This is a genomic window from Streptomyces sp. NRRL F-2664, assembly GCF_000719345.1.
GTDB lineage: Bacteria > Actinomycetota > Actinomycetes > Streptomycetales > Streptomycetaceae > Streptomyces.
Map to the genome: position 1 here is coordinate 141,555 of NZ_JOFX01000024.1, position 24,046 is coordinate 165,600.

At 73.5% G+C, this 24,046-nt stretch carries 22 protein-coding genes and 1 pseudogene; 15 read left to right on the forward strand and 8 right to left on the reverse strand.

The features are described from left to right. Positions 1-194: 194 nt before the first annotated feature. Complete coding sequence (locus tag IF89_RS0121480; protein WP_030770480.1) at positions 195-1,535, forward strand: hypothetical protein; 1,341 nt, start codon at positions 195-197, stop codon at positions 1,533-1,535. A 54-nt stretch (positions 1,536-1,589) separates the two neighbouring features. Continuing rightward, complete coding sequence (locus IF89_RS0121485; protein ID WP_030770481.1) at positions 1,590-2,123, forward strand: NUDIX hydrolase; 534 nt, start codon at positions 1,590-1,592, stop codon at positions 2,121-2,123. A 16-nt stretch (positions 2,124-2,139) separates the two neighbouring features. Here the strand turns inward: IF89_RS0121485 and IF89_RS0121490 are convergent, their stop codons facing one another. Next, positions 2,140-3,033: a 3-hydroxybutyryl-CoA dehydrogenase gene (locus IF89_RS0121490; RefSeq protein WP_046780433.1), complete on the reverse strand. Its 894-nt coding sequence runs from the start codon at positions 3,031-3,033 to the stop codon at positions 2,140-2,142. A gap of 140 nt (positions 3,034-3,173) precedes the next feature. On the opposite strand from IF89_RS0121490, the gene IF89_RS0121495 reads away from it, so the two are divergent. Beyond that, the gene (locus IF89_RS0121495) at positions 3,174-4,415 is read left to right on the forward strand and encodes a glycoside hydrolase family 10 protein (protein ID WP_030770487.1); all 1,242 of its coding nucleotides are present in this window, start codon (positions 3,174-3,176) and stop codon (positions 4,413-4,415) included. A 2-nt stretch (positions 4,416-4,417) separates the two neighbouring features. Here IF89_RS0121495 and IF89_RS0121500 read toward each other — a convergent pair whose 3' ends face one another. Then, positions 4,418-4,615, reverse strand: coding sequence for a DUF1918 domain-containing protein (locus IF89_RS0121500; RefSeq protein ID WP_030656039.1), 198 nt, complete (start codon positions 4,613-4,615; stop codon positions 4,418-4,420). 33 nt (positions 4,616-4,648) lie between these two features. Beyond that, a complete protein-coding gene (locus tag IF89_RS0121505) occupies positions 4,649-5,578 on the reverse strand; it encodes a DMT family transporter (protein ID WP_030770493.1) in 930 nt (309 codons plus the stop codon). Between IF89_RS0121505 and IF89_RS0121510 the strand changes: the two genes are divergently transcribed. From IF89_RS0121510 to IF89_RS0121545, 8 genes are all read left to right on the forward strand, one after another. After that, positions 5,577-7,019: a PLP-dependent aminotransferase family protein gene (locus IF89_RS0121510; protein ID WP_051807377.1), complete on the forward strand. Its 1,443-nt coding sequence runs from the start codon at positions 5,577-5,579 to the stop codon at positions 7,017-7,019. The genes IF89_RS0121505 and IF89_RS0121510 overlap by 2 nt on opposite strands. A gap of 90 nt (positions 7,020-7,109) precedes the next feature. Beyond that, positions 7,110-7,685, forward strand: coding sequence for a histidine phosphatase family protein (locus tag IF89_RS0121515; protein ID WP_030770499.1), 576 nt, complete (start codon positions 7,110-7,112; stop codon positions 7,683-7,685). A 272-nt stretch (positions 7,686-7,957) separates the two neighbouring features. Then, positions 7,958-8,986: an N-acetyl-gamma-glutamyl-phosphate reductase gene (gene argC / locus IF89_RS0121520; RefSeq protein ID WP_030770502.1), complete on the forward strand. Its 1,029-nt coding sequence runs from the start codon at positions 7,958-7,960 to the stop codon at positions 8,984-8,986. 34 nt (positions 8,987-9,020) lie between these two features. After that, positions 9,021-10,190 carry a bifunctional glutamate N-acetyltransferase/amino-acid acetyltransferase ArgJ gene (gene argJ / locus IF89_RS0121525; RefSeq protein ID WP_030770504.1) on the forward strand — a complete coding sequence of 390 codons (1,170 nt, stop codon included), beginning with the start codon at positions 9,021-9,023 and terminating at the stop codon, positions 10,188-10,190. Then, complete coding sequence (gene argB, locus IF89_RS0121530; protein WP_030770506.1) at positions 10,187-11,119, forward strand: acetylglutamate kinase; 933 nt, start codon at positions 10,187-10,189, stop codon at positions 11,117-11,119. Before argJ ends, argB begins: the two co-directional genes overlap by 4 nt. Next, positions 11,116-12,321: an acetylornithine transaminase gene (locus IF89_RS0121535; protein WP_030770509.1), complete on the forward strand. Its 1,206-nt coding sequence runs from the start codon at positions 11,116-11,118 to the stop codon at positions 12,319-12,321. The genes argB and IF89_RS0121535 overlap by 4 nt, the downstream gene beginning before the upstream one ends. Before the next feature lie 7 nt (positions 12,322-12,328). Next, complete coding sequence (locus tag IF89_RS0121540; RefSeq protein ID WP_030027366.1) at positions 12,329-12,865, forward strand: arginine repressor; 537 nt, start codon at positions 12,329-12,331, stop codon at positions 12,863-12,865. A gap of 66 nt (positions 12,866-12,931) precedes the next feature. Further along, positions 12,932-13,858: a hypothetical protein gene (locus IF89_RS0121545; protein ID WP_030770513.1), complete on the forward strand. Its 927-nt coding sequence runs from the start codon at positions 12,932-12,934 to the stop codon at positions 13,856-13,858. On the opposite strand, the gene IF89_RS0121550 is transcribed toward IF89_RS0121545, so the two are convergent. Genes IF89_RS0121550 through IF89_RS0121560 form a run of 3 tightly spaced genes read right to left on the reverse strand, consistent with a single transcriptional unit; the run spans position 13,845 to position 16,596 of the window. After that, positions 13,845-14,543: a L,D-transpeptidase family protein gene (locus tag IF89_RS0121550; protein ID WP_030770516.1), complete on the reverse strand. Its 699-nt coding sequence runs from the start codon at positions 14,541-14,543 to the stop codon at positions 13,845-13,847. The two genes, IF89_RS0121545 and IF89_RS0121550, sit on opposite strands and share 14 nt — an antisense overlap. Before the next feature lie 6 nt (positions 14,544-14,549). After that, on the reverse strand, positions 14,550-15,131 hold the full coding sequence (locus tag IF89_RS0121555; protein ID WP_030770518.1) for a pyridoxamine 5'-phosphate oxidase family protein: 582 nt from the start codon (positions 15,129-15,131) through the stop codon (positions 14,550-14,552). Between the two features lie 7 nt (positions 15,132-15,138). Next, on the reverse strand, positions 15,139-16,596 hold the full coding sequence (locus IF89_RS0121560; protein WP_051807379.1) for a hypothetical protein: 1,458 nt from the start codon (positions 16,594-16,596) through the stop codon (positions 15,139-15,141). A 317-nt stretch (positions 16,597-16,913) separates the two neighbouring features. Between IF89_RS0121560 and argH the strand changes: the two genes are divergently transcribed. Then, the gene (gene argH / locus IF89_RS0121565) at positions 16,914-18,344 is read left to right on the forward strand and encodes an argininosuccinate lyase (RefSeq protein ID WP_030770526.1); all 1,431 of its coding nucleotides are present in this window, start codon (positions 16,914-16,916) and stop codon (positions 18,342-18,344) included. 143 nt (positions 18,345-18,487) lie between these two features. Here argH and IF89_RS0121570 read toward each other — a convergent pair whose 3' ends face one another. Both IF89_RS0121570 and IF89_RS38150 read right to left on the reverse strand, forming a co-directional pair. After that, complete coding sequence (locus IF89_RS0121570) at positions 18,488-19,672, reverse strand: hypothetical protein (protein WP_030770529.1); 1,185 nt, start codon at positions 19,670-19,672, stop codon at positions 18,488-18,490. 98 nt (positions 19,673-19,770) lie between these two features. Next, a pseudogene (locus IF89_RS38150) lies at positions 19,771-20,279 on the reverse strand (HAD domain-containing protein). 89 nt (positions 20,280-20,368) lie between these two features. Between IF89_RS38150 and IF89_RS0121580 the strand changes: the two are divergent. The 3 genes from IF89_RS0121580 to IF89_RS0121590 all read left to right on the forward strand — a co-directional run bounded on the left by IF89_RS0121580 (position 20,369) and on the right by IF89_RS0121590 (position 24,006). After that, on the forward strand, positions 20,369-20,920 hold the full coding sequence (locus IF89_RS0121580) for a TetR/AcrR family transcriptional regulator (RefSeq protein WP_030770532.1): 552 nt from the start codon (positions 20,369-20,371) through the stop codon (positions 20,918-20,920). Then, a complete protein-coding gene (locus IF89_RS0121585) occupies positions 20,917-22,461 on the forward strand; it encodes an MFS transporter (protein ID WP_030770534.1) in 1,545 nt (514 codons plus the stop codon). Before IF89_RS0121580 ends, IF89_RS0121585 begins: the two co-directional genes overlap by 4 nt. Before the next feature lie 69 nt (positions 22,462-22,530). Further along, the gene (locus tag IF89_RS0121590; protein ID WP_030770538.1) at positions 22,531-24,006 is read left to right on the forward strand and encodes a hypothetical protein; all 1,476 of its coding nucleotides are present in this window, start codon (positions 22,531-22,533) and stop codon (positions 24,004-24,006) included. Positions 24,007-24,046 lie beyond the last annotated feature (40 nt).

Genomic DNA, 24,046 nt, shown 5'->3' on the forward strand with positions numbered 1-24,046 from the left:
GCGCGGTGACGGGTCGTCGCACTGTATGAGGGGGGAGCCGACGACCCGAGCTCCTCTTGGCGAGGGTCTTCAGTGAAGCGCCTGAGGGGGTCCGTGCGGCAGAGTGCGGATCGCATTTATGCGCGTACTCACTTCACACCCCGTGTGAACCGCGCACCCACTAGCCTGATACCGACGAGCTACGGGAGCGGCCCATGCAGCCCAATGTCCTGCTCGATGCCCTCCTCGCCGAGGCGGGCATGTCCCATGCCGGGCTCGCCGCCCACGTGAACCAGGCGGGGCGCCCCCGCGGGCTGGCCCTGCGCTACGAACACACCGCCGTCACCAGGTGGTTGAAGGGGCAGCGGCCGCGCGGCCAGGTCCCCGACCTGATCTGCGAGGTGCTCGGGGGCCGCCTGGGGCGGCCGGTCGGGCTGGACGACATCGGCCTGGGGGTGCCGGACCGGCCGGTCTCCCTGCACGCCTCCCCGCTCAGCGGCTTCGTCGACCGGGCCGCCGCCCTGTGGCGCTCCGACGGCCAGGCCCGGCTCCAACTGCTCACCGCCGAGGCGGTCACCGGCACCCCGGCGGTCATCCCGGTCTGGGAGTGGGAGAACCCGCCCGAGGACGCCGACGTCTCGCGCGACGGCCCGAACCGGATCGGCCCGGAGCACGTGGAGATCCTGAAGGCCGCCCGGGCCCACTACGAGCTGATGTACCGCCGGGCGGGCGGCGTCGCGACCCGCGACCGGATCGTCCGCTTCCTCGGTTCCGAGACCGCGCCGATGCTGCGCGGGAGTTACCCCGACGACCTCGGCCGCCGCCTGCACCGCGCCACCGGGTCCCTGGTGGCGGTGGCGGGCATCTGCGCGTACGACTCGGACGCGCACGGGCTGGCCCAGCGCTACTTCCACCAGGCGCTGCGGCTGGCCAAGGCCAGCGGGGACCGCGGACTCGGGGCGTACGTGATCGCCCTGATCGTCAACCAGTCCCTGCACCTGCGGGAGTACCGGCAGGCCGTCGCCTTCGCCGAGGCCGCGCTGCGCGCAGCCGGCCGGCACACCACCCCCGCGCTCGCCGCCGACCTGCACGCCATGCAGGCGAAGGCCTACGCCCAACTCGGCGACGCACAGGCAGCGCTGGCCTGCATCCGGGGCGCGGAGGCGGCCGCCGCGCGGATCCGCCCGGGCAGCGAACCGGACGAGACCGGCTACGTCCAGCCCGGCCTCGTCAACGTCCAGGTCGCCGAGGCACTGCTCAGTCTGGGGGATCTGGAGGCGGCGCGGGTGCAGGCGGCAGCCGCCGTCGGCACCCCCGCGCACGACCGGGGGCGGGTGCACCGGTTGGCGATGCTCTGCGAGATCCAACTGCGTCAGGGCGAGGCGGACCGGGCCGCGGCGGGGGCGGCCGAGATGGCCGAGCGGGCCCGGGGCATGGAGTCGCTGCGGCTGCGCGACCGGCTGCGGGCGGTCCGCGAACAGCTGTTGACCAGCGGTTGTTCGGACGCGCAGGAGACCGTGCGGCTCATCGACGGGGCGTTGCGCGTTCCGCTGTGACAGGGCACCTGCTGCGATATCTGCCACCTACTCGAACGGAAAGGTGGCACAGCCGTGCAGTGGATGAACCTGAGTGAGCAGACGGTGTACAAGAACCGCTGGTTCGATGTGAATCTCGCCGATGTGGAACTTCCCGACGGCCGGCACCTGGACCACTTCGTGATCCGGCTGCGCCCGGTCGCCGCGGCCACGGCCGTCAATGAGGCCAATGAGGTGCTGCTGCTCTGGCGGCACCGCTTCATCACCGACAGCTGGGGCTGGGAACTGCCCGCCGGTGTGGTCGAGGACGGCGAGGACATCGCCGCAGCGGCCGCCCGTGAGATGGAGGAGGAGTCGGGCTGGCGACCCGGCCCCCTCCACCACCTCATGACCGTGGAGCCGTCCAACGGTCTGACCGACGCCCGCCACCACCTGTACTGGGCGGACGGGGCCACCTGGACCGGCCATCCCGAGGACGACTTCGAGTCCTCACGCCGGGAGTGGGTCCCCCTCCAGCTCGTCCCCGCCATGATCGCCGACGGGGAGATCCCGGCCGCCAACATGGCGGCCGGGCTTCTCCTGCTGCACCACCTGCGGCTCGGCCGCTGAAGCGCGTCCCGGGGCGTCAGCCGTACGGGTAGAAGCCCGCGCCGGTCTTGCGGCCCAGGCGGCCGGCGTCGACCATGCGCTGGAGCAGCGGGGGAGCGGCGTACAACGGCTCCTTGTACTCGGCGTACATCGAGTCGGCGATCGAGGCGATGGTGTCCAGGCCGATGAGGTCGGACAGCTTCAGCGGACCCATGGGGTGGGCGCAGCCCAGCTCCATGCCGTTGTCGATGTCCTCGCGGCTCGCGATGCCCGACTCGAACATCCGGATCGCGGACAGCAGGTAGGGGACGAGGAGGGCATTGACGACGAAGCCGGAACGGTCCTGGGCGCGGACCGCGTGCTTGCCGAGCACGTCCCGCACCAGGGCTTCCGCGCGCTTGATCGTCTCTTCGCCCGTGGTCAGCGCCGGGATCAGCTCGACGAGCTTCTGCACGGGGGCGGGGTTGAAGAAGTGGATGCCGATGACCTGGTCGGGCCGCGAGGTCGCGACCGCCAGCTTCACCAGCGGGATCGAGGAGGTGTTGGAGGCGAGGATCGCGTCCGGCCGGGTGATCACCTGGTCGAGGACCTGGAAGATCTCGGTCTTGACCTGCTCGTTCTCGACGACCGCCTCGATGACGAGGTCCCGGTCGGCGAACTCGCCGAGGTCGGTGGTGAAGGTGAGGCGGGCCAGGGTGGCGTCCCGCTCCTCTTCGGTGATCTTGCCGCGTTCGGCGGCCTTGGTCAGGGAGTTCTGAAGCCGGGTCCGGCCGATCTCCAGGGCTTCGCCGGTGGTCTCGGCAACCTTGACCTCAAGGCCGCTGCGGGCACACACCTCGGCGATACCCGCGCCCATCTGGCCACAGCCCACTACGCCGACCCGTGTGATGTCGGAAGGGAGGTCAGTCACTTCGTGCCTTTCGCAGCTCATCCGTCGGCGGGTCCCCCGTACGATTCCGGCGCCCGCCACGCCCCCCGACGTTACTCCCGACCTTGCACGGCGCGGCGGGCCGGGGCGGGCATGCTGAGCGGACACCCTCGCATCGTCACTCAGCGAAACGGAGTCGTCACATGGCGCACATCGGTCGACGGGCACTTCTGGCGGGAGCGGCGGCGGTGATCGCCGCCACCACGGGGGGACCGGCGCTCGCCGGGCCGCGCATCTCCGGCCCGCTCCCCGGGCAGGGCGCCGGAACCCCCGAGTTCCGGGGCATGTGGATCGCGACCGTCTCGAACGTGGACTGGCCCTCGCGCAGCGGGCTGTCCGCCGCGACGCAGCGCCGGGAGCTGATCGACCTCCTCGACACCGCCGTGCGCCGCCGACTCAACGCCGTGATCCTCCAGGTCCGGCCGGCCGCCGACGCCCTGTGGCCGTCCCCTTTCGAGCCCTGGTCGCAGTGGCTGACGGGGGAGCAGGGGGTCGATCCGGGCTGGGACCCCCTGGGCACCGCCGTGGCGGAGGCGCACGCCCGGGGGCTGGAGCTGCACGCCTGGTTCAACCCGTACCGGGTGGCCCACCACACCGACCTCGACCGGCTGGTGCCCGAGCACCCGGCGCGGCAGGACGGCTGGACGGTCGCGTACGGCGGGAGGCTCTACTACAACCCCGGGGTGCCGCAAGTGCGCCGGTTCGTCCAGGAGGCCATGCTCGACGCGGTCACCCGCTACCGGCTGGACGCGGTCCACTGGGACGACTACTTCTACCCGTACCCGGTGGAGGGCGAGTACTTCGACGACGACGCGGCCTACGAGGAGTACGGCGCCGGATTCGCCTCACGGGCGGCCTGGCGGCGCCACAACACCGACACGCTCGTCCGCGAGATGTCCGAGCGGCTGCGCGCCCTGCGGCCCGCGGTCAGGTTCGGCATCAGCCCCTTCGGCATCTGGCGCAACTCCGACCGGGACCCGGCCGGCTCGAAGACCCGGGGCCTGTCCGCTTACGACGACCTGTACGCGGACACCCGCAAGTGGGTCGGGCAGGGCTGGATCGACTACGTGGTGCCGCAGGCCTACTGGCACATCGGCCACCCCACGGCCGACTACGCGGCGCTCGTCCCCTGGTGGGCGAAGACCGTCGCGGGCACCCGCGTGAGCCTGTACGTGGGGGAGGGGCTCTACCGCTGCGCGGCGGACAGCCCCACGGCGGCCTGGCGCGATCCGGCGGAGCTGTCGAAGCATGTGCGCTTCGCCCGCGGGTACCCCGAGGTCCGCGGGCACGTCTACTTCTCGGCGAAGCAGGTGTCCGCGGACCCCAATGGCGCGATGGCGCGTGTGGTGGCCGACCACTACGGCTCGGCCGTGCCCCCGCGGTGACGTCAGTGCCGGGGCTCCGCCGGGTGGCGGACCACGCAGTCGGGTCCGGGAGCCATCAGCGCTTCGTGTCCGTCCTGGAAGCGGACCCGGTACGGGGGCGTCCCGTTCTCGCCGAGCACCTGGGTGATCTCGCCCACCTTGTCGGGTTGCCCGACGATCCTGCCGTGCTGCACCAGCTGGTCGCCCTCGGTAGCTCGCATGTCTGACCTCCTCGGTGGCGCTCCGATCCGGTGCTAGCAGTTTAGGTCGTTCTGAGGCTGTTTGACCCGTTGGGTCACTGCGATGCAGACGAGGACCGCGCAGGCCGCGGCCGGTGCCGCTGGGGCGAGGTGCTCCCCGAGGAGCGCCACGGACCACACCAGGGTCAGCAGCGGCTGGGCGAGCTGGAGCTGGCTGGCCCGCGGTGCTCCGATCTCCGCCATGCCCCGGTACCAGACGTACAGGCCGAGGAAGGTGGAGCCGGCCGCCGCCCAGACCAGTCCGGCCAGTCCGTGGCCGGTGAGGTGCACCGGCTCGTACGCGAGCCCCAGCGCCGAGCCGGCCACGGTGAGCGGCAGGCACAGCACCAGGGCCCAGCCGATCACCTGCCAGCCCGGCAGGACGCGGGCGAGCCGCCCGCCCTCGGTGTATCCGGCGGCGCAGACCAGCAGGGCGGCGAACAGGTACCCGTCGCCGGCGGAGAGGCCGCCGCCGCTCTGCGCGAGGGTGAAGCCGAGCACGACCAGGGCGCCGCCCACGGCCGCGGCCCAGAACGCCCGCGGGGGCCGGGTGCCGGTGCGCAGCGCGGACAGGGCGGCCGTCGTCAGCGGCAGGAGGCCCACCACGACGGCGGCGTGGGAGGTGGTGGAGGTCTGCAGCGCCAGGGTCGTCAGCAGCGGGAAGCCGACGACCACCCCTGCGGCGACGACGGCGAGACCGGCCCAGTGCTCGCGGGCCGGCGGCCTGACCCGGCGGGCCAGCAGGAAGGCGCCGGCGATCGCGGCCGCCAGGACGCTGCGCAGGGCCACCAGCGACCACGGCCCGAAGCTCTCCAGTCCCCAGGCGGTGGCCGGGAAGGTGAGCGAGAAGGCAACGACGCCGAGCGACGCGAGAGCCGTGCCGCGCAGCAGCGGATGCTTCACCGCTATCGCGGCGGGGAGAGTAGCGCTATTCTGTGCTGTCATGTATGAGCGTAGCAGTGTGGCGGAACTGGTCGAATCCCTGAGGGTCGAGGTCGACCGCTACTCGGTGGGTGGAAAGCTCCCGTCGAGCCGTGCTCTGGTCGAGCGCTACCGGGTCAGCCCCGTCACCGTCTCCCGGGCGCTTGCGCAGCTCGCGGCCGAGGGCCTGGTCGTCACCCGGCCCGGCGCCGGCGTCTTCCGCGCCGCACCGCGCACCGCGCTCCCCGCCGCCGGGGACACCTCCTGGCAGGAGGTCGCCCTCAGCGCCGAAGGCGCCGGAGACGTCGTCCCGCGCTCGGTGGACGCCTCCGGGGTGCTGGCTTCGCTGGCCGCTCCGCCGCCCGGCGTGATCGAACTCAACGGCGGCTACCTGCACCCGTCCCTCCAGCCCGAGCGGGCCATGGCGGCGGCGCTGGCCCGGGCCGGACGGCGGCCCGGCGCCTGGGGGCGCCCGCCCGTCGAGGGCCTGCCCGAGCTGCGCGACTGGTTCGCCCGCGAGATCGGCGGCGCCGTCGCAGCGGCCGACGTGCTGGTGACCGCGGGCGGGCAGAGCGCCCTGGCCACCGCCCTGCGGGCACTGGCCCCGCCGGGGGCACCGATCCTCGTGGAGTCCCCGACCTACCCCGGCCTGCTGGCCATCGCCCGGGCCTCCGGATGCCGTCCCGTGCCCGTCCCGGTCGACGCCGAGGGGGTCCGGCCGGAACTGCTCGCCGCGGCGTTCGAGGCGACCGGCGCCCGGGTGTTCGTGTGCCAGCCCCTCTTCCAGAACCCGACCGGCGCGGTCCTGGCCCCCGGCCGGCGGGCCGAGGTGCTGCGGATCGCCCGGGCGGCCGGAGCGTTCGTCGTCGAGGACGACTACGCCAGGGCGCTGGCGCACGAGGACAGCGGACCGCTGCCCGCCACGCTCGCGGCCGAGGACGCCGACGGTGTGGTCGTGCACGTCCGGTCGCTCACCAAGGCCACCTCGCCCAGTCTGCGGGTGGGCGCGCTGGCGGCCCGCGGCCCCGTACGCGACCGGCTGCGCGCGATCCAGGTCGTGGACAGCTTCTTCGTCCCCAGGCCGCTGCAGGAGGCGGCCCTGGAGCTGGTCGGCGCCCCCGCGTGGCCGCGCCACCTGCGGACCGTGGCCGCCGAGCTGCGCCACCGCCGTGACGTGCTCGCGGCCGCGCTGCGCCGGGAACTGCCTGCCTTCGCACTGCCGCACCTGCCGCGCGGCGGCTACCAGCTGTGGGTGCGGCCGGCCGGCGGGGACGAGAGCGCCTTCGTCGCCACGGCCCTGCGCTCCGGCGTCGCGGTGGCACCGGGACGCCCCTACTTCTGTGCCGAACCGCCCGCCCCGTACGTCCGCCTGAGCTTCGCCGGCGTCTCCGGCCCCGCCGAACTGGTGGAGGCGGTGCAGCGGATCGGCGGCGTCCTGCCGGCCGTCGGGGCGCACCCGGCCTGACCGGCCGGGCTGCCCCTCGGAGGCGGGCGGGGGCGGGGCCGTCCGCTCCGGACGCTTGACCCGCCGCCGCGCGCGGCCCACCATCGCCGCATGCCTGTTCGGGTTTCGCTGGTCGCCGCAGCCCGTAGTTCCCTGCTGCTCGCCGAGCGCTTCGACGACGGCCGCCCCCTCGACGGGGTCGGCCGGCGGGCCGTCGAGGCCGCTGCGCGCGGCCTCGTGCCCCTGGGCGCGGCCGAGCTGCGCTACTGCTCGCCGACTCCGCGCAGCCGGGCCACGGGCGAGGCCCTCGGGTACGCGCCCCTGGCCCAGCCGGCGCTGCGCGAGTGCGACATGGGCCGCTGGCGGGGGATGACCCTCGCCGAGGTGGCCGCCCAGGAGCCCGAGGCGGTGGACCAGTGGCTGAGCGACCCGCGGTCGGCCCCGCACGGAGGGGAGTCACTGCTCGCGTTCATCTCCCGGATCGGCGGCTGGCTCGACACCCGCCCCGCCGAGGACGGCGGTGCCATCGTGGCGGTGGCGGAGCCCTCCGTGGTCCGCGCCGCCCTGGTCTACGCCCTGCAGGCGCCGCCGCTGACCTACTGGAGCGTCGACGTACGGCCGCTGTCGACGCTGACCCTCACGGGCCGGTCCGGTCAGTGGCAGCTCTGCCTCCAGGCCCCGGCCTGACCCCGGCGCGCTCCCCCGGCCGCGTGCGGCCGTCTCGTCGACGGGACCGCCGCCACGGCACCGCACGGTCCGGCGGGGGCATCTCATGGACCCCACTCCCCAGCCGTACCCGCGCAAGGCGCGCCGGGGGCGGACCTTTCCTGCTAGACATCCTTGCGAGGCGAGCGGCGCTGCGCCGCCGCCGCGCCCCGGCGCGGCCCGCCCGCGCCACCCGGAACATTGCATAAACGTGCGGACGTACGTATAGTCATGCCATCGATGAGGAGGGTCCGATGGTGGTACGTGTCGCGGTGGCCGGAGCGAGCGGGTACGCGGGCGGAGAAGTCCTGCGCCTGCTGCTCTCGCACCCCGAGGTGGAGATCGGCGCCCTGACCGGCAACTCCAACGCCGGACAGCTCCTGGGCTCCCTGCAGCCGCACCTGGTGCCGCTCGCCGGACGCACCCTGGAGGCGACGACCCCGGAGGCCCTCGCCGGCCACGACGTCGTCTTCCTCGCACTGCCGCACGGCCAGTCCGCCGCCGTCGCGGCCCGGCTCGGCGACGACGTCCTCGTCGTCGACATGGGCGCCGACCACCGCCTCAAGGACCCGGCCGACTGGGACGCCTTCTACGGCGCCCCGCACGCCGGGACCTGGCCCTACGGGCTCCCCGAACTGCCCGGCGGCCGCGCCGCACTGGAAGGCGCCACACGGATCGCGGTCCCCGGCTGCTTCCCCACCGCCGTCTCCCTCGCGCTCTATCCGGCCTACCAGGCCCAGCTCGCCGAGCCCGAAGCAGTGGTCGTCGCCGCCACCGGCACCTCCGGCGCCGGCAAGGCGCTCAAGCCGCACCTGCTCGGCGCCGAGGTCATGGGCACCGTGACCCCGTACGGCGTGGGCGGCGGCCACCGGCACACGCCCGAGATGGTCCAGAACCTCAGCCCGCTCGCCGGCGAGCGCGTCAGCGTCTCCTTCACGCCGACCCTCGTGCCCATGGCCCGCGGCATCCTCGCGACCTGCTCGGCCAAGGCCCGGCCCGGCACGACCGCCGAGTCGCTGCGCGCCGCCTACGAGAAGGCCTACGCCGACGAGCCCTTCGTGCACCTGCTGCCCGAGGGCCGGATGCCGTCCACCAAGTCCGTGCACGGCTCCAACGCCGTCCACGTCCAGGTCGTCCACGACGAGTCCGCCCGCCGGATCATCGCCGTCAGCGCCATCGACAACCTCACCAAGGGCACCGCAGGCGGTGCCGTGCAGAGCATGAACATCGCCCTCGGGCTGCCCGAACAGCTCGGGCTTTCGACCATCGGAGTCGCTCCGTGAGCGTCGCACGCGCAGCAGCGAACAAGGAGACACAGTGAGCGTTACGGCCGCACAGGGATTCACGGCGGCGGGCATCGCCGCAGGGATCAAGGCCAACGGCAACCCCGACCTGGCCCTCGTGGTCAACAACGGGCCGCGCCTCGCCGCCGCGGGCGTCTTCACCTCCAACCGCGTCAAGGCCGCACCCGTCCACTGGTCCGAGCAGGTCCTGCGCGGCGGCACCGTCAGCGCCGTGGTCCTCAACTCGGGCGGCGCCAACGCCTGCACCGGCCCGAAGGGCTTCCAGGACACCCACGCCACCGCCGAGAAGGTCGCCGCCACCCTCGGCGCGCTCGGTCTCGGCGAGCACAGCGCCGGCGAGGTCGCCGTCGCCTCCACCGGCCTGATCGGCGTCCTGCTCCCCATGGACAAGCTGCTCCCCGGCATCGAGACCGCCGCCGCGGCCCTGTCCGAGGACGGCGGCGAGGCCGCCGCCATCGCCATCAAGACCACCGACACCGTTCACAAGACGGCCACCGTGTCCCGGGCCGGCTGGACCGTCGGCGGCATGGCCAAGGGCGCGGGCATGCTCGCCCCGGGCCTCGCCACCATGCTCGTCGTCCTCACCACCGACGCCGACGTGGACAGCGCCGCCCTCGACGATGCGCTGCGCTCCGCCACGCGCACCACCTTCGACCGGGTCGACTCCGACGGCTGCATGTCCACCAACGACACGGTGCTGCTGCTCGCCTCCGGCGCGTCGGGCCTGACCCCGTCCCGCCAGGACTTCGCCGACGCCGTGCGGACGGTCTGCGCCGACCTGGCCCGCCAGCTGATCGGCGACGCCGAGGGCGCCAGCAAGGACATCCGCATCGAGGTCGTCGGCGCGGCCACCGAGGACGACGCGGTCGAGGTCGGCCGCTCCATCGCCCGCAACAACCTCCTCAAGTGCGCCATCCACGGCGAGGACCCCAACTGGGGCCGCGTGCTGTCCGCGATCGGCACCACCGGGGCCGCCTTCGACCCCGACCGGCTGAACGTCGCCATCAACGGGGTGTGGGTCTGCAAGAACGGCTCCGTCGGAGAGGACCGCGACCTGGTCTCCATGAAGGACCGCGAGGTCCGCATCACCGCCGACCTGTCCACCGGCGACGAGTCCGCCGTCATCTGGGCCAATGACCTGACCGCAGAGTACGTCCACGAGAACAGCGCCTACTCCTCATGAGCGACGACAACGCCGGCCGGCCCGGCACCGCCCGCAAGCACACCGCCCTGCCCAAGGCGCAGATCCTCATCGAGGCCCTGCCCTGGCTCCGGCGCCACAACGGCAAGGTGGTCGTCATCAAGTTCGGCGGCAACGCCATGATCGACGAGGACCTCAAGGCCGCCTTCGCCCAGGACGTCGTCTTCCTGCACCAGGCCGGCCTCAAGCCGGTCGTCGTGCACGGCGGCGGCCCGCAGATCAACGCCCAGCTCGTGAAGCAGGGCCTGGTCAGCGAATTCAAGGCCGGCCTGCGCGTGACGACCCCCGAAGCCATGGACGTCGTACGGATGGTCCTGGCGGGCCAGGTGCAGCGCGAGCTGGTCGGGCTCCTCAACCAGCACGGGCCGCTCGCCGTCGGCATGACCGGCGAGGACGCCCGCACCATCACCGCGACCAAGCACAGCCCGGAGATCGACGGCGAGGTCGTCGACATCGGCCGGGTCGGGGAGATCACCGACGTCGACACCGGTGCCATCGAGGCGCTGCTGGCCGACGGTCGGATCCCCGTCATCTCCTCCATCGCCCGCAGCGCCGACGACCACCACGTCTACAACGTCAACGCCGACACGGCGGCCGCGGCCCTCGCGGCCTCCCTCGGCGCCGAGACGCTGATGGTCCTCACCGACGTCGAGGGCCTCTACGCCGACTGGCCGCACAGCGACGAGGTCATCAGCCGGCTCACCGTCGGCGAGCTGGAGAAGCTGCTGCCCGAGCTGTCCAGCGGCATGGTGCCCAAGATGGAGGGCTGCCTGCACGCCGTACGGAGCGGCGTCGGCACCGCCCGCGTCCTCGACGGGCGGGTCCCGCACTCGATCCTGCTGGAGATCTTCACCGACTCCGGCATCGGCACGATGGTCGTGCCCGACCGACAGCCAGGGGGAGCAGCATGACGCAGGGCACCGGCAACCAGGAGTACGGCGCACGCTGGCGGGAGGCACTGACCGACAACTACGGCACGCCCGCCCTCGCCCTCGTGCGCGGGCAGGGCGCCCAGGTCTGGGACGCCGACGGCAAGCAGTACACCGACTTCGTCGGCGGCATCGCCGTCAACGCCCTCGGCCACGCCCACCCCGCGATCGTGACGGCCGTGACCGAGCAGATCTCCACGCTCGGCCACGTCTCCAACCTCTTCGCCTCGGAGCCCGTCATCGCGCTCGGCGAGCGGCTGCTCCAGCTGTTCGGCCGCCCCGGCAGGGTCTTCTTCTGCAACTCGGGGGCCGAGAGCATCGAAGCCGCCTTCAAGATCGGCCGGCTGACGGGGCGGACCCGCATGGTCGCCACCGACGGCGGCTTCCACGGCCGGACCATGGGCGCCCTCGCACTCACCGGACAGCCGAAGAAGCAGGAGCCCTTCCTGCCCCTCCCGGGCGACGTCACCCACGTCCCGTACGGCGACGTCGACGCCCTGCGGGCCGCTGTCACCGAGGAGACCGCGCTCGTCGTCATCGAGCCGATCCAGGGCGAGAACGGCGTCGTCGTGCCGCCCGCCGGGTACCTGACGGCCGCCCGCGAGATCACCCGGGCCACCGGCACCCTGCTGGTCCTCGACGAGGTGCAGACCGGCATCGGCCGCTGCGGCCAGTGGTTCGAACACCAGGCCCACGAAGGCGTGGAACCCGACATCGTCACCCTGGCCAAGGGACTGGGCGGCGGCCTGCCGATCGGCGCAGTGGTCGCCTTCGGGCCCGCCGCCGACCTGCTGCGGCCCGGCCAGCACGGCACCACCTTCGGCGGGAACCCGGTCGCCTGCGCCGCCGGCCTCGCCGTGATCGACACCATTGCCGCGGACGACCTCCTCGACCGGGTCAAGGCGCGGGGGGAGCGGCTGCGCTCGGGGATCGAGTCCACCGGCCACCCACTGGTGTCCCACGTCAGGGGGGCCGGACTGCTCCTGGGTATCGTGCTCACCGAGCCGCTCGCGCCGAAGGTGCAGCGCGCGGCCCAGGACGCCGGCTTCCTGGTCAACGCGCCCGCCCCCGACGTCGTACGGCTCATGCCCCCGTACGTCCTCACCGAGGCCGAGGCGGACGCGTTCGTCCGGGCCCTGCCCGGCATCCTTGACGCAGCAGGCGGGGACGGATCCGGAGAATGAGACGACGATGAGCCAGGCGCAGGACAACGAGCACGGCGGGCAGGCCGTCCCGCAGACCCGCACCGCGCGGCACCGCCGGATCGTGGACATCCTCAACCGGCAGCCGGTCCGCTCCCAGAGCCAGCTGGCGAAGCTGCTCGCCGACGACGGGCTGAGCGTCACGCAGGCGACGCTCTCCCGCGACCTCGACGAGCTGGGCGCGGTGAAGATCCGCAACACGGGGGGCGAGCTGATCTACGCGGTGCCCAGCGAGGGCGGCTTCCGCACCCCGCAGGCCCCGCTGGGGGAGTCCGCCAAGGAGGAGCGCATGCGGCGCCTCTCCGGGGAGCTGCTGATCTCGGCGGAAGCCTCCGCCAACCTCGTGGTCCTGCGCACCCCGCCGGGCGCCGCGCAGTTCCTCGCGTCGGCCATCGACCAGGCCGAACTCCGCGAGATCCTCGGCACGATCGCCGGGGACGACACCCTGATGCTGATCAGCCGGGACCCGGCGGGCGGGCAGGCGCTCGCCGACCACCTCCTGCGGCTGGCTCAGAAGGAGGGCTGAGGGGGCCGACCCGGGGCGCCGAAAATCCCGCTGCCACAGCGGCGTTGGCCGACATAGCCTCGGGGCGTGCGCCAACTCGCCCTCGCCGTCCTGGTGTCCGCCGTGACGGCCGCCGTCTACGGACCCGTCGCCCTGCTGTGGTGGCGTCGCGCGCGGGTCCGCAGGCGGACGCTCCGGCTCGTCGCCGCCGTCGAGCCGGAGCCGTACCACGCGGCCCTGCGGCGCAACGAGGCGACCGAGGCTGCCGCCGCCGAACTGGTCCTGGCCGGGTACCTGCGGATCGACGACGAAGGTGCCGCGTTCCTGACCGGGCAGGGCCGCGACCCCGCCCGGGCCCCCGCCCACCCCGTGCCCGCCGCCCTGCTGGACGCCGTACGCCGGCACGATCCCGAGCCCGTCTCGATCGGCTGGATCGACCGGGGCGACGAGGACTACCTGCGGCGCCGCAGCGCGTACTTGAGCGAAGGCGACGCCCGGCTGCCCGACCTCCCGCGCATGCCCGACGGCGAGGGCAACCAGTTCCTGGCCTGCTGCAGCTGCGTGGGCATCGTCCTGGTGATGTTCTTCTGGGTCCTCGCGAGCGCGCTTCTGGTGACCGGCCGCCCGCAGGGGCCGGGGGAATGGGCCTGCGCCGTGGTGGCCGGCCTCGGCCTGATGGCGCTGCTGCCGGTCGAGAAGGCGGTCGGGGCCGTCCGGGCGCGCACGGAGTGCGGCGACCCGCTGGGCGACCTGGTGCGCTCCCGGCCGCACCCGGCCTTCGCGGCGCTGGACGAGGAGCAGCGCGTGCGGGTGCTGCGCAGCATCAACGACCGCCACACATGGCGCGGCGCCGACGCGGTCGCCGCCGGCGAGGCCGACGACGGGGCCGACGACGAAGACGAGTGGCTGGACGACAAGGTCTGGTGGGAGGACGCCTACGAGTACCGCGCCCGCGACGAGGACGACCGTGAGGACGGCCCGGGCGGGGTCGCCGGACGCCCTAGTAGCGGGTGACGGCGAGCGGCCCGTCCTGCGTGCCGATCGCGATGTGCGGGCGCCGGTCCGGGTCCGCCCAGCGCAGGATCGCCCGCATGGCCCTCTCCGGCACCGACACGCAACCGGCGGTCGCACCCTTGCCGTTGACGTGCAGGAAGATCCCCGCACCCCGGCCGCGCACGGGCCGGTCGTAGTTGAAGGCGATCAGCAGCGCGTGCGCGTACTGCCGGTCGTAGGTGACGAGGTGCTCGGCCTCGCCCGGTGCGCAGTCCGCGGGCAGCGGCTCCACCCAGCGGTTGTACGCGGCCGACGCGTTGTCCTGGCACCACCAGGAGTCCGCGGTCACCCGCCGGTAGACGTACTCCGTCCCGGCGGGCGCCCGCCGGATCCCGAAGGCGTACGGCAGTTCGTACAGGCCCGTCGGGGTGGTGCTGGTGCCCTGGACGCGGGTCGCGCCCTCGGTGAGGCCGCCCGCTCCGAAGCGGGCGGGCGCGCTCCCGACCTCGTACCAGCGCCCCGCCCACCGGTCCCACCACGTCACCCGGCCGGTCGTGGATCCGGGCCCGGGCGCGACGGCGGTGATCAGCTGACTGCCGCCGCCGGTGTCGGCGAGACGGGCGGGCAGGGGCGCCGGCGACGGCGCGGTGCCCTGCGGGAGCAGGGCGCTGACGATCAGTGAGCCGGTGACGAGAGCGGTACGCAGCACATGTCAGACGGTACGTGCAGGAAGGGGCAGGGGCAGCGCAGGCAGGCCGTCGAGACTCGTCGCGATGTGGTCCTTCTTCTCGCAGTACGCGGCGAACTCCTCGTCCGTCTTGCGGGCGAGGTGCTCCGAATGGAGGGTGCGCTCGCCCTGGTAGTCCATGAAGGGGACGGCGTACCCGCACACCTCGGCGATCCGGCGGGCGCGCACCACGATGACCGCCCGGGCGCCCGGCCCGTCGGCCGCGCCGAACAGGCCGATCAGCTCGGGCCAGCGCGGGTCGTCGCGGAAGACCGCCTCCCCCTCGCCGTGGATGCGCACGATCTTCGGGGGGCCGCTGAAGGCGCACCACATGAGGGTGATCCGGCCGTTCTCGCGGACGTGGGCGATGGTCTCGGCGCCGCTGCCGCCGAAGTCCAGGTAGGCCAGTTGCTGGTCGTCGACGACGACGAGGGTGCCGGCGCGGCCCTTGGGGGACAGGTTGACGTGGCCGTCACCCGAGAGCGGGGCGGTCGCGGTGAAGAAGACAGGCTGCTCCTCGATGAACGTGCGCAGTCTGCCGTCTATGCGTTCGTAGAGCTTTCCCATGGACCGATTATCGGCCCGCGAGCCCCAACCTGGTGCGGCGCACGCTCAGTTCGTAGTCGCCGAAGAGCTTCGCGGACCGCTTCAGCAGGGCCGTCAGCTCCGCCCGGTCCGCCTCTCCGGCGAACCGGCCCGGATGCCACGGGCAGGCGCGCACCGCGGCCCGCGCCGTCGTGCGCGTCCGCGGATGCCAGTCGTCGATCAGCGCGACGGAGGCCCGTAGCGCGTGAATGCCGCCCCGGGCGCGCAGCAGGCGGAACGCGGCCCGCCGGACGTGCAGCGGTCGGCGCCGGTCCAGCCGTTCGGTGAGGTGTGCGGGGTCGAGCCGGTGGGCCGCCGGCAGCAGGCCCATGCTCGCCTCGCGGGCCACCGACGGCGCCGGGTCGTCCAGCAGCGCGAGCAGGACGGAGTCCTCCACGGCGGCGTCCCGGCGACGCAGCCCCGCCAGCGCGGCGGCCCGGACCGGTCCGGCGGGGTGCGCCACCAGCTCCCGCAGCAGAGCGGTGTCCTCGCCGCGGCCGCACTCGGCCAGCCCGGCCACCGCGTACGGGGACGGCCCGGCGGGATCACGGACCAGCCAGCGGTAGTGCCCGTGGGCGTCGCCGCCGTCCTGGCCGACCAGCCGGCGGGCGCACGCGCGCACGGACCCGGAGCGGTCGGCAAGGTGCGACACGCCCTCGCCGGCCCGGCCGGCCCGGCGCAGGGCGGTGACCCCGGCGGCGCGCACGGCCGGGAGCCGAGCGCCGGTCAGCGTGTCGATCACCCGGTCGTCCGCCCGGGCGAGGGCGGCGTCGGTCCACAGCCCGGCCGCCGCCGGGTCGGTCTCGGCGGCGGCCCGGCGGGCGCACTCCAGGGCGTCGGCCGGTCCGGGCCCGGTGAGCGCGAGCCGGACGGCGAACTGCCGGGCCTGCCGGTCGCCGCTGTCCAGCAGACCGGCCAGGATGCCCGCCGTCCCGGCGGGGGGCGGCGCGGCCGGACCGGGCAGGTGCCACCACGGCGGCGCGGCCGCAGCCTGCCGACGCAGCACCTCCTCGAACCGCTGCACGATCCACCCGCCGCAGGAGCGTCGCCCGATCCGCAGCGCGAGCGGGGTCAGGTCCCGCAGGACGGCCTCCGGGCGGGCGGTGAGCGCCCGCTCCAGGACCGCGCGGGCCCGCTCCCGTACGGGCGCCGCCGCGTCCGCGGTCAGGACGGCGACCAACTGCACGGGGGCGTCCGGCTCGGCCAGAGCCGCCGCGCGGACCCGGCCGCGCGGGTGGCACAGCCGTAGCGCCGGGGGAGCCGGCACCGGGAACGGCCGCCCGCCGCGGCCCCGCGCGCGGACCTCCGCGGCGAAGGCGAGCCAGACGTCCGGCCCCGCGCCGGGCGGTGGCACCGCGGCCGCGCACCCCTGCATCAGCTCCTCCGCGAGGGTGCGCCCCATCGCGGCGTCGGTGCCGGGTCCCGTGCCGGTTCCTCTGCGGTTCATCTGCCACCACCCCTCCCCCAGGGCCTTCCGGCCCGATCGTAGGCGGCGGCGTGGCAGCCGGCCCGACATATCCGCGGGGGCCGGTCCCTCGCCGCCCACCCCTCGATTGACGAAACATACGGAGCAGTGCATAGTTATGCCAGTCGTTGGGGGTGCTGGACGGCATCGGCATCTTCGCCCCGTCACCGGAGATCGCGGCCGAGCACGACCCGGCCCCCGGCCCCCGGCCGCCGACCGGCACGAAGACGGCCTCCCCGTTACCTCCGCGGCGGGGAGGCCGTTCTCCATCCACCATGCAGTCTTGAGGAGCAGTAGCTGTGAGCAGCAACAACGCTGGTGATGTCCGGCTCTGGGGCGGCCGCTTCGCCGACGGCCCCGCCGAGGCCCTCGCGAAGCTGTCCGCGTCGGTCCACTTCGACTGGCGCCTCGCGCCGTACGACATCGCCGGCTCGCGCGCCCACGCCCGCGTCCTGCACACGGCAGGCCTGCTCACCGCCGACGAACTCGACCGCATGATCGCCGGCCTGGACCGGCTGGAGGCCGACGTCGCCGACGGCTCCTTCACCGGAACCATCGCCGACGAGGACGTGCACACCGCACTGGAGCGGGGCCTGCTCGAGCGGCTCGGCCCCGACCTCGGCGGGAAACTGCGGGCCGGCCGGTCCCGCAACGACCAGGTGGCCACCCTCTTCCGGATGTACCTGCGCGACCACGCCCGGATCATCGGCGGCCTGATCGCCGACCTCCAGGACGCGCTGATCGGTCTCGCGGAGAGCCACTCCGACGTGGCGATGCCCGGCCGCACCCACCTCCAGCACGCCCAGCCGGTGCTCTTCGCCCACCACGTACTGGCCCACGTGCAGGCCCTGTCCCGGGACGCGGAGCGGCTGCGGCAGTGGGACACGCGGACGGCGGTCTCGCCGTACGGCTCCGGCGCGCTGGCCGGCTCCTCGCTGGGCCTGGACCCGGAGGCGGTCGCCGCGGAGCTGGGCTTCGAGCGGGGCTCGGCCGGGAACTCGATCGACGGCACGGCCTCGCGGGACTTCGTCGCCGAATTCGCCTTCGTCACCGCGATGATCGGCATCAACCTGTCCCGGATCGCGGAGGAGGTCATCATCTGGAACACGAAGGAGTTCTCCTTCGTGACGCTGCACGACGCCTTCTCCACCGGCTCCTCGATCATGCCGCAGAAGAAGAACCCGGACATCGCGGAGCTGGCGCGCGGCAAGTCCGGCCGGCTCATCGGCAACCTGACGGGCCTGCTCGCCACCCTCAAGGCGCTGCCCCTGGCCTACAACCGGGACCTCCAGGAGGACAAGGAGCCGGTCTTCGACTCCTGCGACACCCTCGAAGTCCTGCTGCCGGCCTTCACCGGCATGATGGCCACGCTCACCGTCAACCGGGAGCGGATGGAGGAGCTCGCCCCGGCCGGCTTCTCGCTCGCCACCGACATCGCGGAGTGGCTGGTCAAGCAGGGCGTCCCGTTCCGGGTGGCGCACGAGGTGGCCGGCGAGTGTGTCAAGGAGTGCGAGGGGCTCGGCATCGAGCTGGACGAGCTCACGGACGAGCAGTTCGCGAAGATCTCCGAGCACCTGACCCCGGAGGTCCGCACCGTCCTGAACGTCAAGGGCGCGCTGGCCTCCCGCAGCGGCCGCGGCGGCACCGCCCCGTCGGCGGTCGCGGTCCAGCTCACCGAGCTGAAGGCCGACCTGGTCATCCAGCACGCCTGGGCCGTCCACAAGCAGTAGCCGGTCCCCCTGCTCCCGCCGCCCTGCGGCCCGCACGCCCGCCGACCCGGGTCCGGGCCTGTACGTCCGCACGCGGCGGAATACCCGGAGGGGCGGCCGGAGCACCGTGCTCCGGCCGCCCCTCCGGCGCGTCCGCCCGCGGCTCAGCCGAGCGGGTGGTCCGGCTCGTAGTTGGTGAGGACACAGCCCTCGACCTGTGACTTCTCCAGTCGGTAGCCCGACGGGGCGGAGAAGCCGGGGATGCAGTTCAGGTACAGGAACTGCAACTGGTAGAGGCCGTGCCGGGACGACGGGCTGTTGGTCTCCACGGCGATGTTCTCCCCGACGAGGAGCCGGCTCGCGGTCTGCTTCAGCTTGCCGTCGTCCTTGTAGTCGGCCAGCTGCGCCGCCTTCGCCTTCGTCTGCAGCAGCTTCATGTTCCCGACGGTGTCGAGCCAGCTGAGGTCGCGGGCGCGCTGCGCCCCGGCGGGCTGCCCGCACACGGCTCGGCCCGTCACCCCCCACTCCGGGCCGTTGCCCGTCACCACCGGCGCGTAGTCGATCGACTCGGTCGCGACGGCGGCCGGGTCGGTGGAGAAGTGCTTCGCGCAGTCGAGGCTGTTGCCCACGAGCTTGCGCAGCTCGGCCATGCTGTCGGCGCGCGGGAGCCCGAGACTGCCCGTCGCCGGCTGGCCGGCCTTCCCACCCGCGTCGGTGCCCGCGACCGCGCCCGCCGGATCCTGCGGGGCGGCGAGGTTCGGGCTGCCCGAGCCGTCCTCGGAGCCGACGAAGTCGCTGAGGTTGCAGTGTTCGACCAGTGCCTTCTCCCGCTTGTAGCCCTCGGGGACGGGAGCGGTCGGGTTGCACGTCAGGACCCGCAGGTCGGAGCGGACCAGCGCGAGAGCGGTCTTGGTGCTCGTCGGGAACGCGACGAAGCCCTTGCCGATGAGGACCCGGCTCTCCAGCCCGTACGCGCCGTCACCGCTGCCGATCCTGTCCAGGACGTACTTCTTGTAGCCGTCCTGGACCTGCTTCATGTCCCCGGGCACGGCGATGGCGATCTCGCCCTGCCGGGCCTTGTCGCTGCAGACGCCCAGCTCCTTCACCGACCACTGTCCGGCCTTGGGGAAGTCGCCCGCGGGCATCCGGGGGTCTTCGGGACTGTCACTCAGCTCGTCGCAGTCGGCGAACTGCCGCAGGTACCGCTGGGCCTCGGCGAGCGGGCCGGTGTCCGCGGCCGCGGCCGAGGACGCGGCAGGTGTGCCCGGCTGCCCGCCCTCCTTGCAGGCGGCGAGCGTGGCGAGGCATCCGAGGGCGGCGGTGGCGGCGAGGATCCGCTGGGGGCGCATGGGTCGCTTTCGACGGTACGGGCGAGGTCATGTGCATGCTAAGTGGCGCCCGGACCATGATCAAAAACCCCGCCCGCCCGGCCGCCCGCCGCTCCGCGTCACGCGGCCCAAGCAGCCAGAGCGGCGAAGTCCGCACCGACCAGGCCGACCCGCTCGTCGACGTGCAGCAGCAGGGTGCGAGCCGGGTGGCGCTGGTCGACGTACTCGCGGTCCAGCGAGGTGATGTCGTCGTCGATCCAGGCGAAGGGGCGCTCGCCCGCGTACTCCAGGACGTACTGGGTCTTCCAGAAGGTGCCGCGCGGAGCCCGGCCGTGCATCACCGGCCAGTCGATGAACGGGAGCCGGGGCAGGCCCAGGTGCGGGCCTATCCAGTCGTTCGCCTCGTCCTTCCAGGTGGTCGCCCACACCAGGTCGTACGCGTCCGCGAGCGCGAGGAGCTCGGCGCCGTGGCCGTGGTTCAGCCAGACCCGCAGGGGCTTCGCGCGCTCCTCCCGGGTCCAGCCCGTCGGCCGCATCCGATGGGTGGAGTAGCCCGCGGGTCGGCGCTCGCCCGGGCACCGTAGGGGTTCAGCGGTCCGTCGACGTCGATCAGCAGGAGTGGTTTCATCCGGGCAGGATCTCCTTTCGGCCGCCCGCGAGCAGGCGGTTTTCGTTCACGGTGAGACAGTGGTGTCTCAATCGGTGTAGGCTTGTCTCATGGCCATGGATCGTGACCAGGTGCTCCGCGCCGCCGCCGCCCTGCTCTCCCGCAAATCGACCGCCACGATGGACGAGGTCGCCCGCGCCGCCGGAATCGGGCGCGCGACCCTCCACCGGCACTTCGCCGGGCGCGACGCCCTCGTACGCGCCCTCGAAGACCTCGGCATCCGGGAGTTCGAGGTGGCGTTCGACAACGCCCGCCTCGGTGAGGGCACCGCGGTCGAGGCGCTCCGGCGGCTCGTCGCCGAGGCCGAGCCGAACGCCCAGCTGCTCGCCTTCCTCGTCACCGAGAACCAGCTCTTCGAGGGCGACGAGGTCAACGAGGGCTGGGCCCGGCTCGACGCCCGCGTCACCGCCCTCTTCCGGCGCGGCCAGGAAGAGGGCGACATCCGGATCGACCTGAGCCCCGCATGGCTCACCGAGGCCCTCTACGGCCTCATCGGCAGCTGCGCCTGGGCTGTCATGGACGGCCGGGTCGCCGCAAAGGACTTCCAATACTTGATCATCGAGCTGCTGCTCGGTGGCGCCCGACGGAGTGTGGAGAAATGAGCCGTACCGAACAGCTGATACGTCAGAAGGGGGTGGAGGAGAAGGCCCGCGGACGCTGGCTCGCACTCTCCGTGCTCGTCCTGGCCGTGCTGCTCGTCGCGGTCGACGCCACGGTCCTCGGCCTCGCCACGCCCTCCCTCAGCGAAGACCTCAAGCCGTCCGGCAGTCAGTTGCTGTGGATCGGCGACATCTACTCCTTCGTGATCGCCGGACTCCTGGTCTCCATGGGCTCCCTCGGCGACCGGATCGGCCGCAAGAAGCTGCTCCTCGTCGGCGCCACCGCCTTCGGCGCCGTCTCGGTCCTGAACGCCTACGCGACCAGCCCCGAGATGATGATCGTCGCCCGCGCCCTGCTCGGCGTGGCCGGAGCCACCCTGATGCCGTCCACGCTCGCGCTGATCCGCAACATCTTCACCGACCCCAAGGAGCGCAGCCTCGCCATCGGCATCTGGGGCGCGACCGCCTCGGCCGGCGCGGCCGTCGGCCCGGTCGTCGGCGGAGCCCTGCTCCAGCACTTCTGGTGGGGGTCGGTCTTCCTCATCAACCTCCCCGTCATGCTCGCCCTGGTCCTCGTCGGCAGCAAGCTCCTGCCCGAGTCGAAGAACCCGGTCGCGGGCCCCTGGGACCTGCTCAGCGTCGCCCTGTCCCTCGTCGGCGTCATCGCCGTGGTCTACGCCGTCAAGGAAGCCGCCACGCACGGAGTGAACTGGGAGACCGCGGTCGCCGCGCTCCTCGGCGCGGGCGCGCTGTACGCCTTCGTCCGCCGCCAGTTCACCCTGCCGTCCCCCCTGCTCGACATGCGGCTCTTCCGCCACCGCGGCTTCTCCGGCGCGGTCCTCGCCGACCTGCTCACCGTCTTCGGCCTCTCGGGACTGGTCTTCTTCCTGTCCCAGTTCCTCCAGCTCGTCCAGGGGCGCGGCCCGCTCGAGGCCGGCCTGGCGGAGCTGCCCGCGGCCGTCGGCGCGGTGGCCACCGGCCTGGTCGCGGGCCGGTACGCCCGCCGGTACTCCGTGCGCTCCGTCGTCACCGGCGGTCTCGCCGCCATCGGCCTGGCCCTCGCCGTCCTGACCGTCATCCACAAGGAGAGCGGCTACCCGCTGCTCGGCGCGGCCCTGCTCGTCGTCGGCCTCGGCGCCGGCTTCTCCTTCACCGTCACCGCCGACGTGATCCTCTCCAGCGTGCCCAAGGAGCAGGCCGGTTCGGCCTCCGCCGTCTCCGAAACCGCGTACGAGCTCGGCGCCGCCCTCGGCATCGCCCTGCTCGGCTCCATCGTCACCGGCGTCTACCAGGGCTTCACCGCTCCGGCCTCGGTCACCGGACCGGTTGCCGACGCCGCCCACGAGTCCCTCGGAGGGGCCGTGGAGGCCGCCAGGACGCTGGACCCCGACACCGCCGCCCACATGGTCGGCGCCGCCCAGGAGGCCTTCGTCGACGGCCTGCGGCTCGCCGCCGGCGTCGGCGCGGCCGTCCTGCTGGCCACCGCCGCGGCCGCCTGGTTCCTGCTGCGGGGCCAGCGGCTCCAGGAGGGCATCGAGCACTGACCCGTCGCCAAGGGAGGCTGCCCCCAAACGGAGTTGACAGTCCGTGGAACCCGGGACACCATCCCGGCGATGGAGATCAACGATCTGACCCCCGCCGAGCGCCGCGTCTGGGAGGCCTTCCCACGAGGCGAAGGCGTCGACTTCCGGGAGCACCCCGACGACAGCTCCGTCGACGGGGCCGGCTGGGGGCCCGGCCGCACCCTGCGGGCCGAGGTCCTGCGGGCCCTCCTGCTCGGCGCCGCCCCCGCGGTCCAGGGCCGGGTCGCCGGGCTCAAGATCAAGGGTGCGCGGATCGTCGGCAAGCTCGACCTGCGCTACGCGGTGGTCGACCATCCGATCCGGATGCGCGACTGCTGGTTCGAACGCAAACCGCTGCTCTACGGGGCCCAGCTGAAAGCCCTCGTCCTCGGCTACTCCACCCTTCCCGGCCTGACCGCGGCCACCGTGCGCGTCGACGTCGTCCTGCGGCTCTCCTGCTGCCGGATCAGCGGCCCCGTCCGGCTCCAGGGTGCCAAAATATCCGGCGGCCTCTTCCTCCAGGGCGCCGTGATCGGCCCCGTGACGGGTGAGGAGGCGGACGAACCGCCGCTCCAGCTCAACCACGTGGAGATCGGCACCGACATCATCGCCAACGACCTCACCGTCCACGGCCAACTGCGCCTCAACGGCGCTGTGGTCGGCGGCCAGGTCAACCTCGACGACGCCCGCCTGTTCGCCCCCGGCGGCATCGCCCTGCACGCCGAGACCCTGTCCGTCGGCACCGACCTGCGGGCCCGCCGCATGGAGGCCCACGGCACGGTCAACCTCACCGGAGCCCGGATACCGGGCCAGCTCAACCTGGCCGGCGCGGTCTTCGTGAACCCCGGAGGGACCGCCCTGCGCGCCTCCAGCTGCACCGTCGGCGAGGTGTGGCTGCGCGCCTGCGACCGGATCCAGGGCGTGGTCAACCTGCGCCGCTCCCACGTCGACCTGCTGCACATCCCGCCCGGGGCCTGGCCCGACCGGATCCGCATCGACGGCCTGACCTACCGCACGCTGGCCCCGCACCTGCCCGCGGAGGAGCGGCTGCCCGCGCTGGAGCGCGAGGAGTCGGGATATCTCCCGTACGCCTACGAACAACTGGCCGCGGCCTACCGCACCGCGGGCGACGAGGCGGCCGCCCGGACGGTGCAGCTCGCCAAGCTGCGCAGGCACCGCCACACCCTGCCGCGGCACGCCCGCGCCTGGGGGCACCTGCAGGACGCGACCGTCGGCTACGGCTTCCGGCCGCTGCGCGCCGCGGGCTGGCTGGCGGCGCTCCTGCTCACCGGGGCGATCGCCTTCGCGCTGGAGCCGCCGCGCCCGCTGAAGCAGGGGGAGGCCCCGGACTTCAACGCCGTGTTCTACACCATCGACCTGATGCTGCCGATCATCGGTTTCGGCCAGGAACAGGCCTTCGCCCCGAGCGGCGGGCACCAGTGGCTGTCGTACCTGCTGATCGTGACCGGCTGGATCCTCGCCACCACGACGGCGGCGGGCGTCAGCCGGTCACTGCGGCGCCAGTGAGGACGGCGGGAACCGCGAGCAGCACGGGAACCGCCGCGAT

What these genes read in the sequence shown, in the direction of transcription:
- IF89_RS0121480 (WP_030770480.1), top strand. Translation starts at nt 195, where the DNA reads ATGCAGCCCAATGTCCTGCTCGATGCCCTCCTCGCCGAGGCGGGCATG.
- IF89_RS0121490 (WP_046780433.1), bottom strand. Translation starts at nt 3,033, where the DNA reads ATGAGCTGCGAAAGGCACGAAGTGACTGACCTCCCTTCCGACATCACA.
- IF89_RS0121495 (WP_030770487.1), top strand. Translation starts at nt 3,174, where the DNA reads ATGGCGCACATCGGTCGACGGGCACTTCTGGCGGGAGCGGCGGCGGTG.
- IF89_RS0121500 (WP_030656039.1), bottom strand. Translation starts at nt 4,615, where the DNA reads ATGCGAGCTACCGAGGGCGACCAGCTGGTGCAGCACGGCAGGATCGTC.
- IF89_RS0121510 (WP_051807377.1), top strand. Translation starts at nt 5,577, where the DNA reads ATGTATGAGCGTAGCAGTGTGGCGGAACTGGTCGAATCCCTGAGGGTC.
- IF89_RS0121505 (WP_030770493.1), bottom strand. Translation starts at nt 5,578, where the DNA reads ATGACAGCACAGAATAGCGCTACTCTCCCCGCCGCGATAGCGGTGAAG.
- IF89_RS0121515 (WP_030770499.1), top strand. Translation starts at nt 7,110, where the DNA reads ATGCCTGTTCGGGTTTCGCTGGTCGCCGCAGCCCGTAGTTCCCTGCTG.
- argC (WP_030770502.1), top strand. Translation starts at nt 7,958, where the DNA reads ATGGTGGTACGTGTCGCGGTGGCCGGAGCGAGCGGGTACGCGGGCGGA.
- argB (WP_030770506.1), top strand. Translation starts at nt 10,187, where the DNA reads ATGAGCGACGACAACGCCGGCCGGCCCGGCACCGCCCGCAAGCACACC.
- IF89_RS0121535 (WP_030770509.1), top strand. Translation starts at nt 11,116, where the DNA reads ATGACGCAGGGCACCGGCAACCAGGAGTACGGCGCACGCTGGCGGGAG.
- IF89_RS0121540 (WP_030027366.1), top strand. Translation starts at nt 12,329, where the DNA reads ATGAGCCAGGCGCAGGACAACGAGCACGGCGGGCAGGCCGTCCCGCAG.
- IF89_RS0121555 (WP_030770518.1), bottom strand. Translation starts at nt 15,131, where the DNA reads ATGGGAAAGCTCTACGAACGCATAGACGGCAGACTGCGCACGTTCATC.
- IF89_RS0121560 (WP_051807379.1), bottom strand. Translation starts at nt 16,596, where the DNA reads ATGAACCGCAGAGGAACCGGCACGGGACCCGGCACCGACGCCGCGATG.
- IF89_RS0121570 (WP_030770529.1), bottom strand. Translation starts at nt 19,672, where the DNA reads ATGCGCCCCCAGCGGATCCTCGCCGCCACCGCCGCCCTCGGATGCCTC.
- IF89_RS0121580 (WP_030770532.1), top strand. Translation starts at nt 20,369, where the DNA reads ATGGCCATGGATCGTGACCAGGTGCTCCGCGCCGCCGCCGCCCTGCTC.
- IF89_RS0121585 (WP_030770534.1), top strand. Translation starts at nt 20,917, where the DNA reads ATGAGCCGTACCGAACAGCTGATACGTCAGAAGGGGGTGGAGGAGAAG.
- IF89_RS0121590 (WP_030770538.1), top strand. Translation starts at nt 22,531, where the DNA reads ATGGAGATCAACGATCTGACCCCCGCCGAGCGCCGCGTCTGGGAGGCC.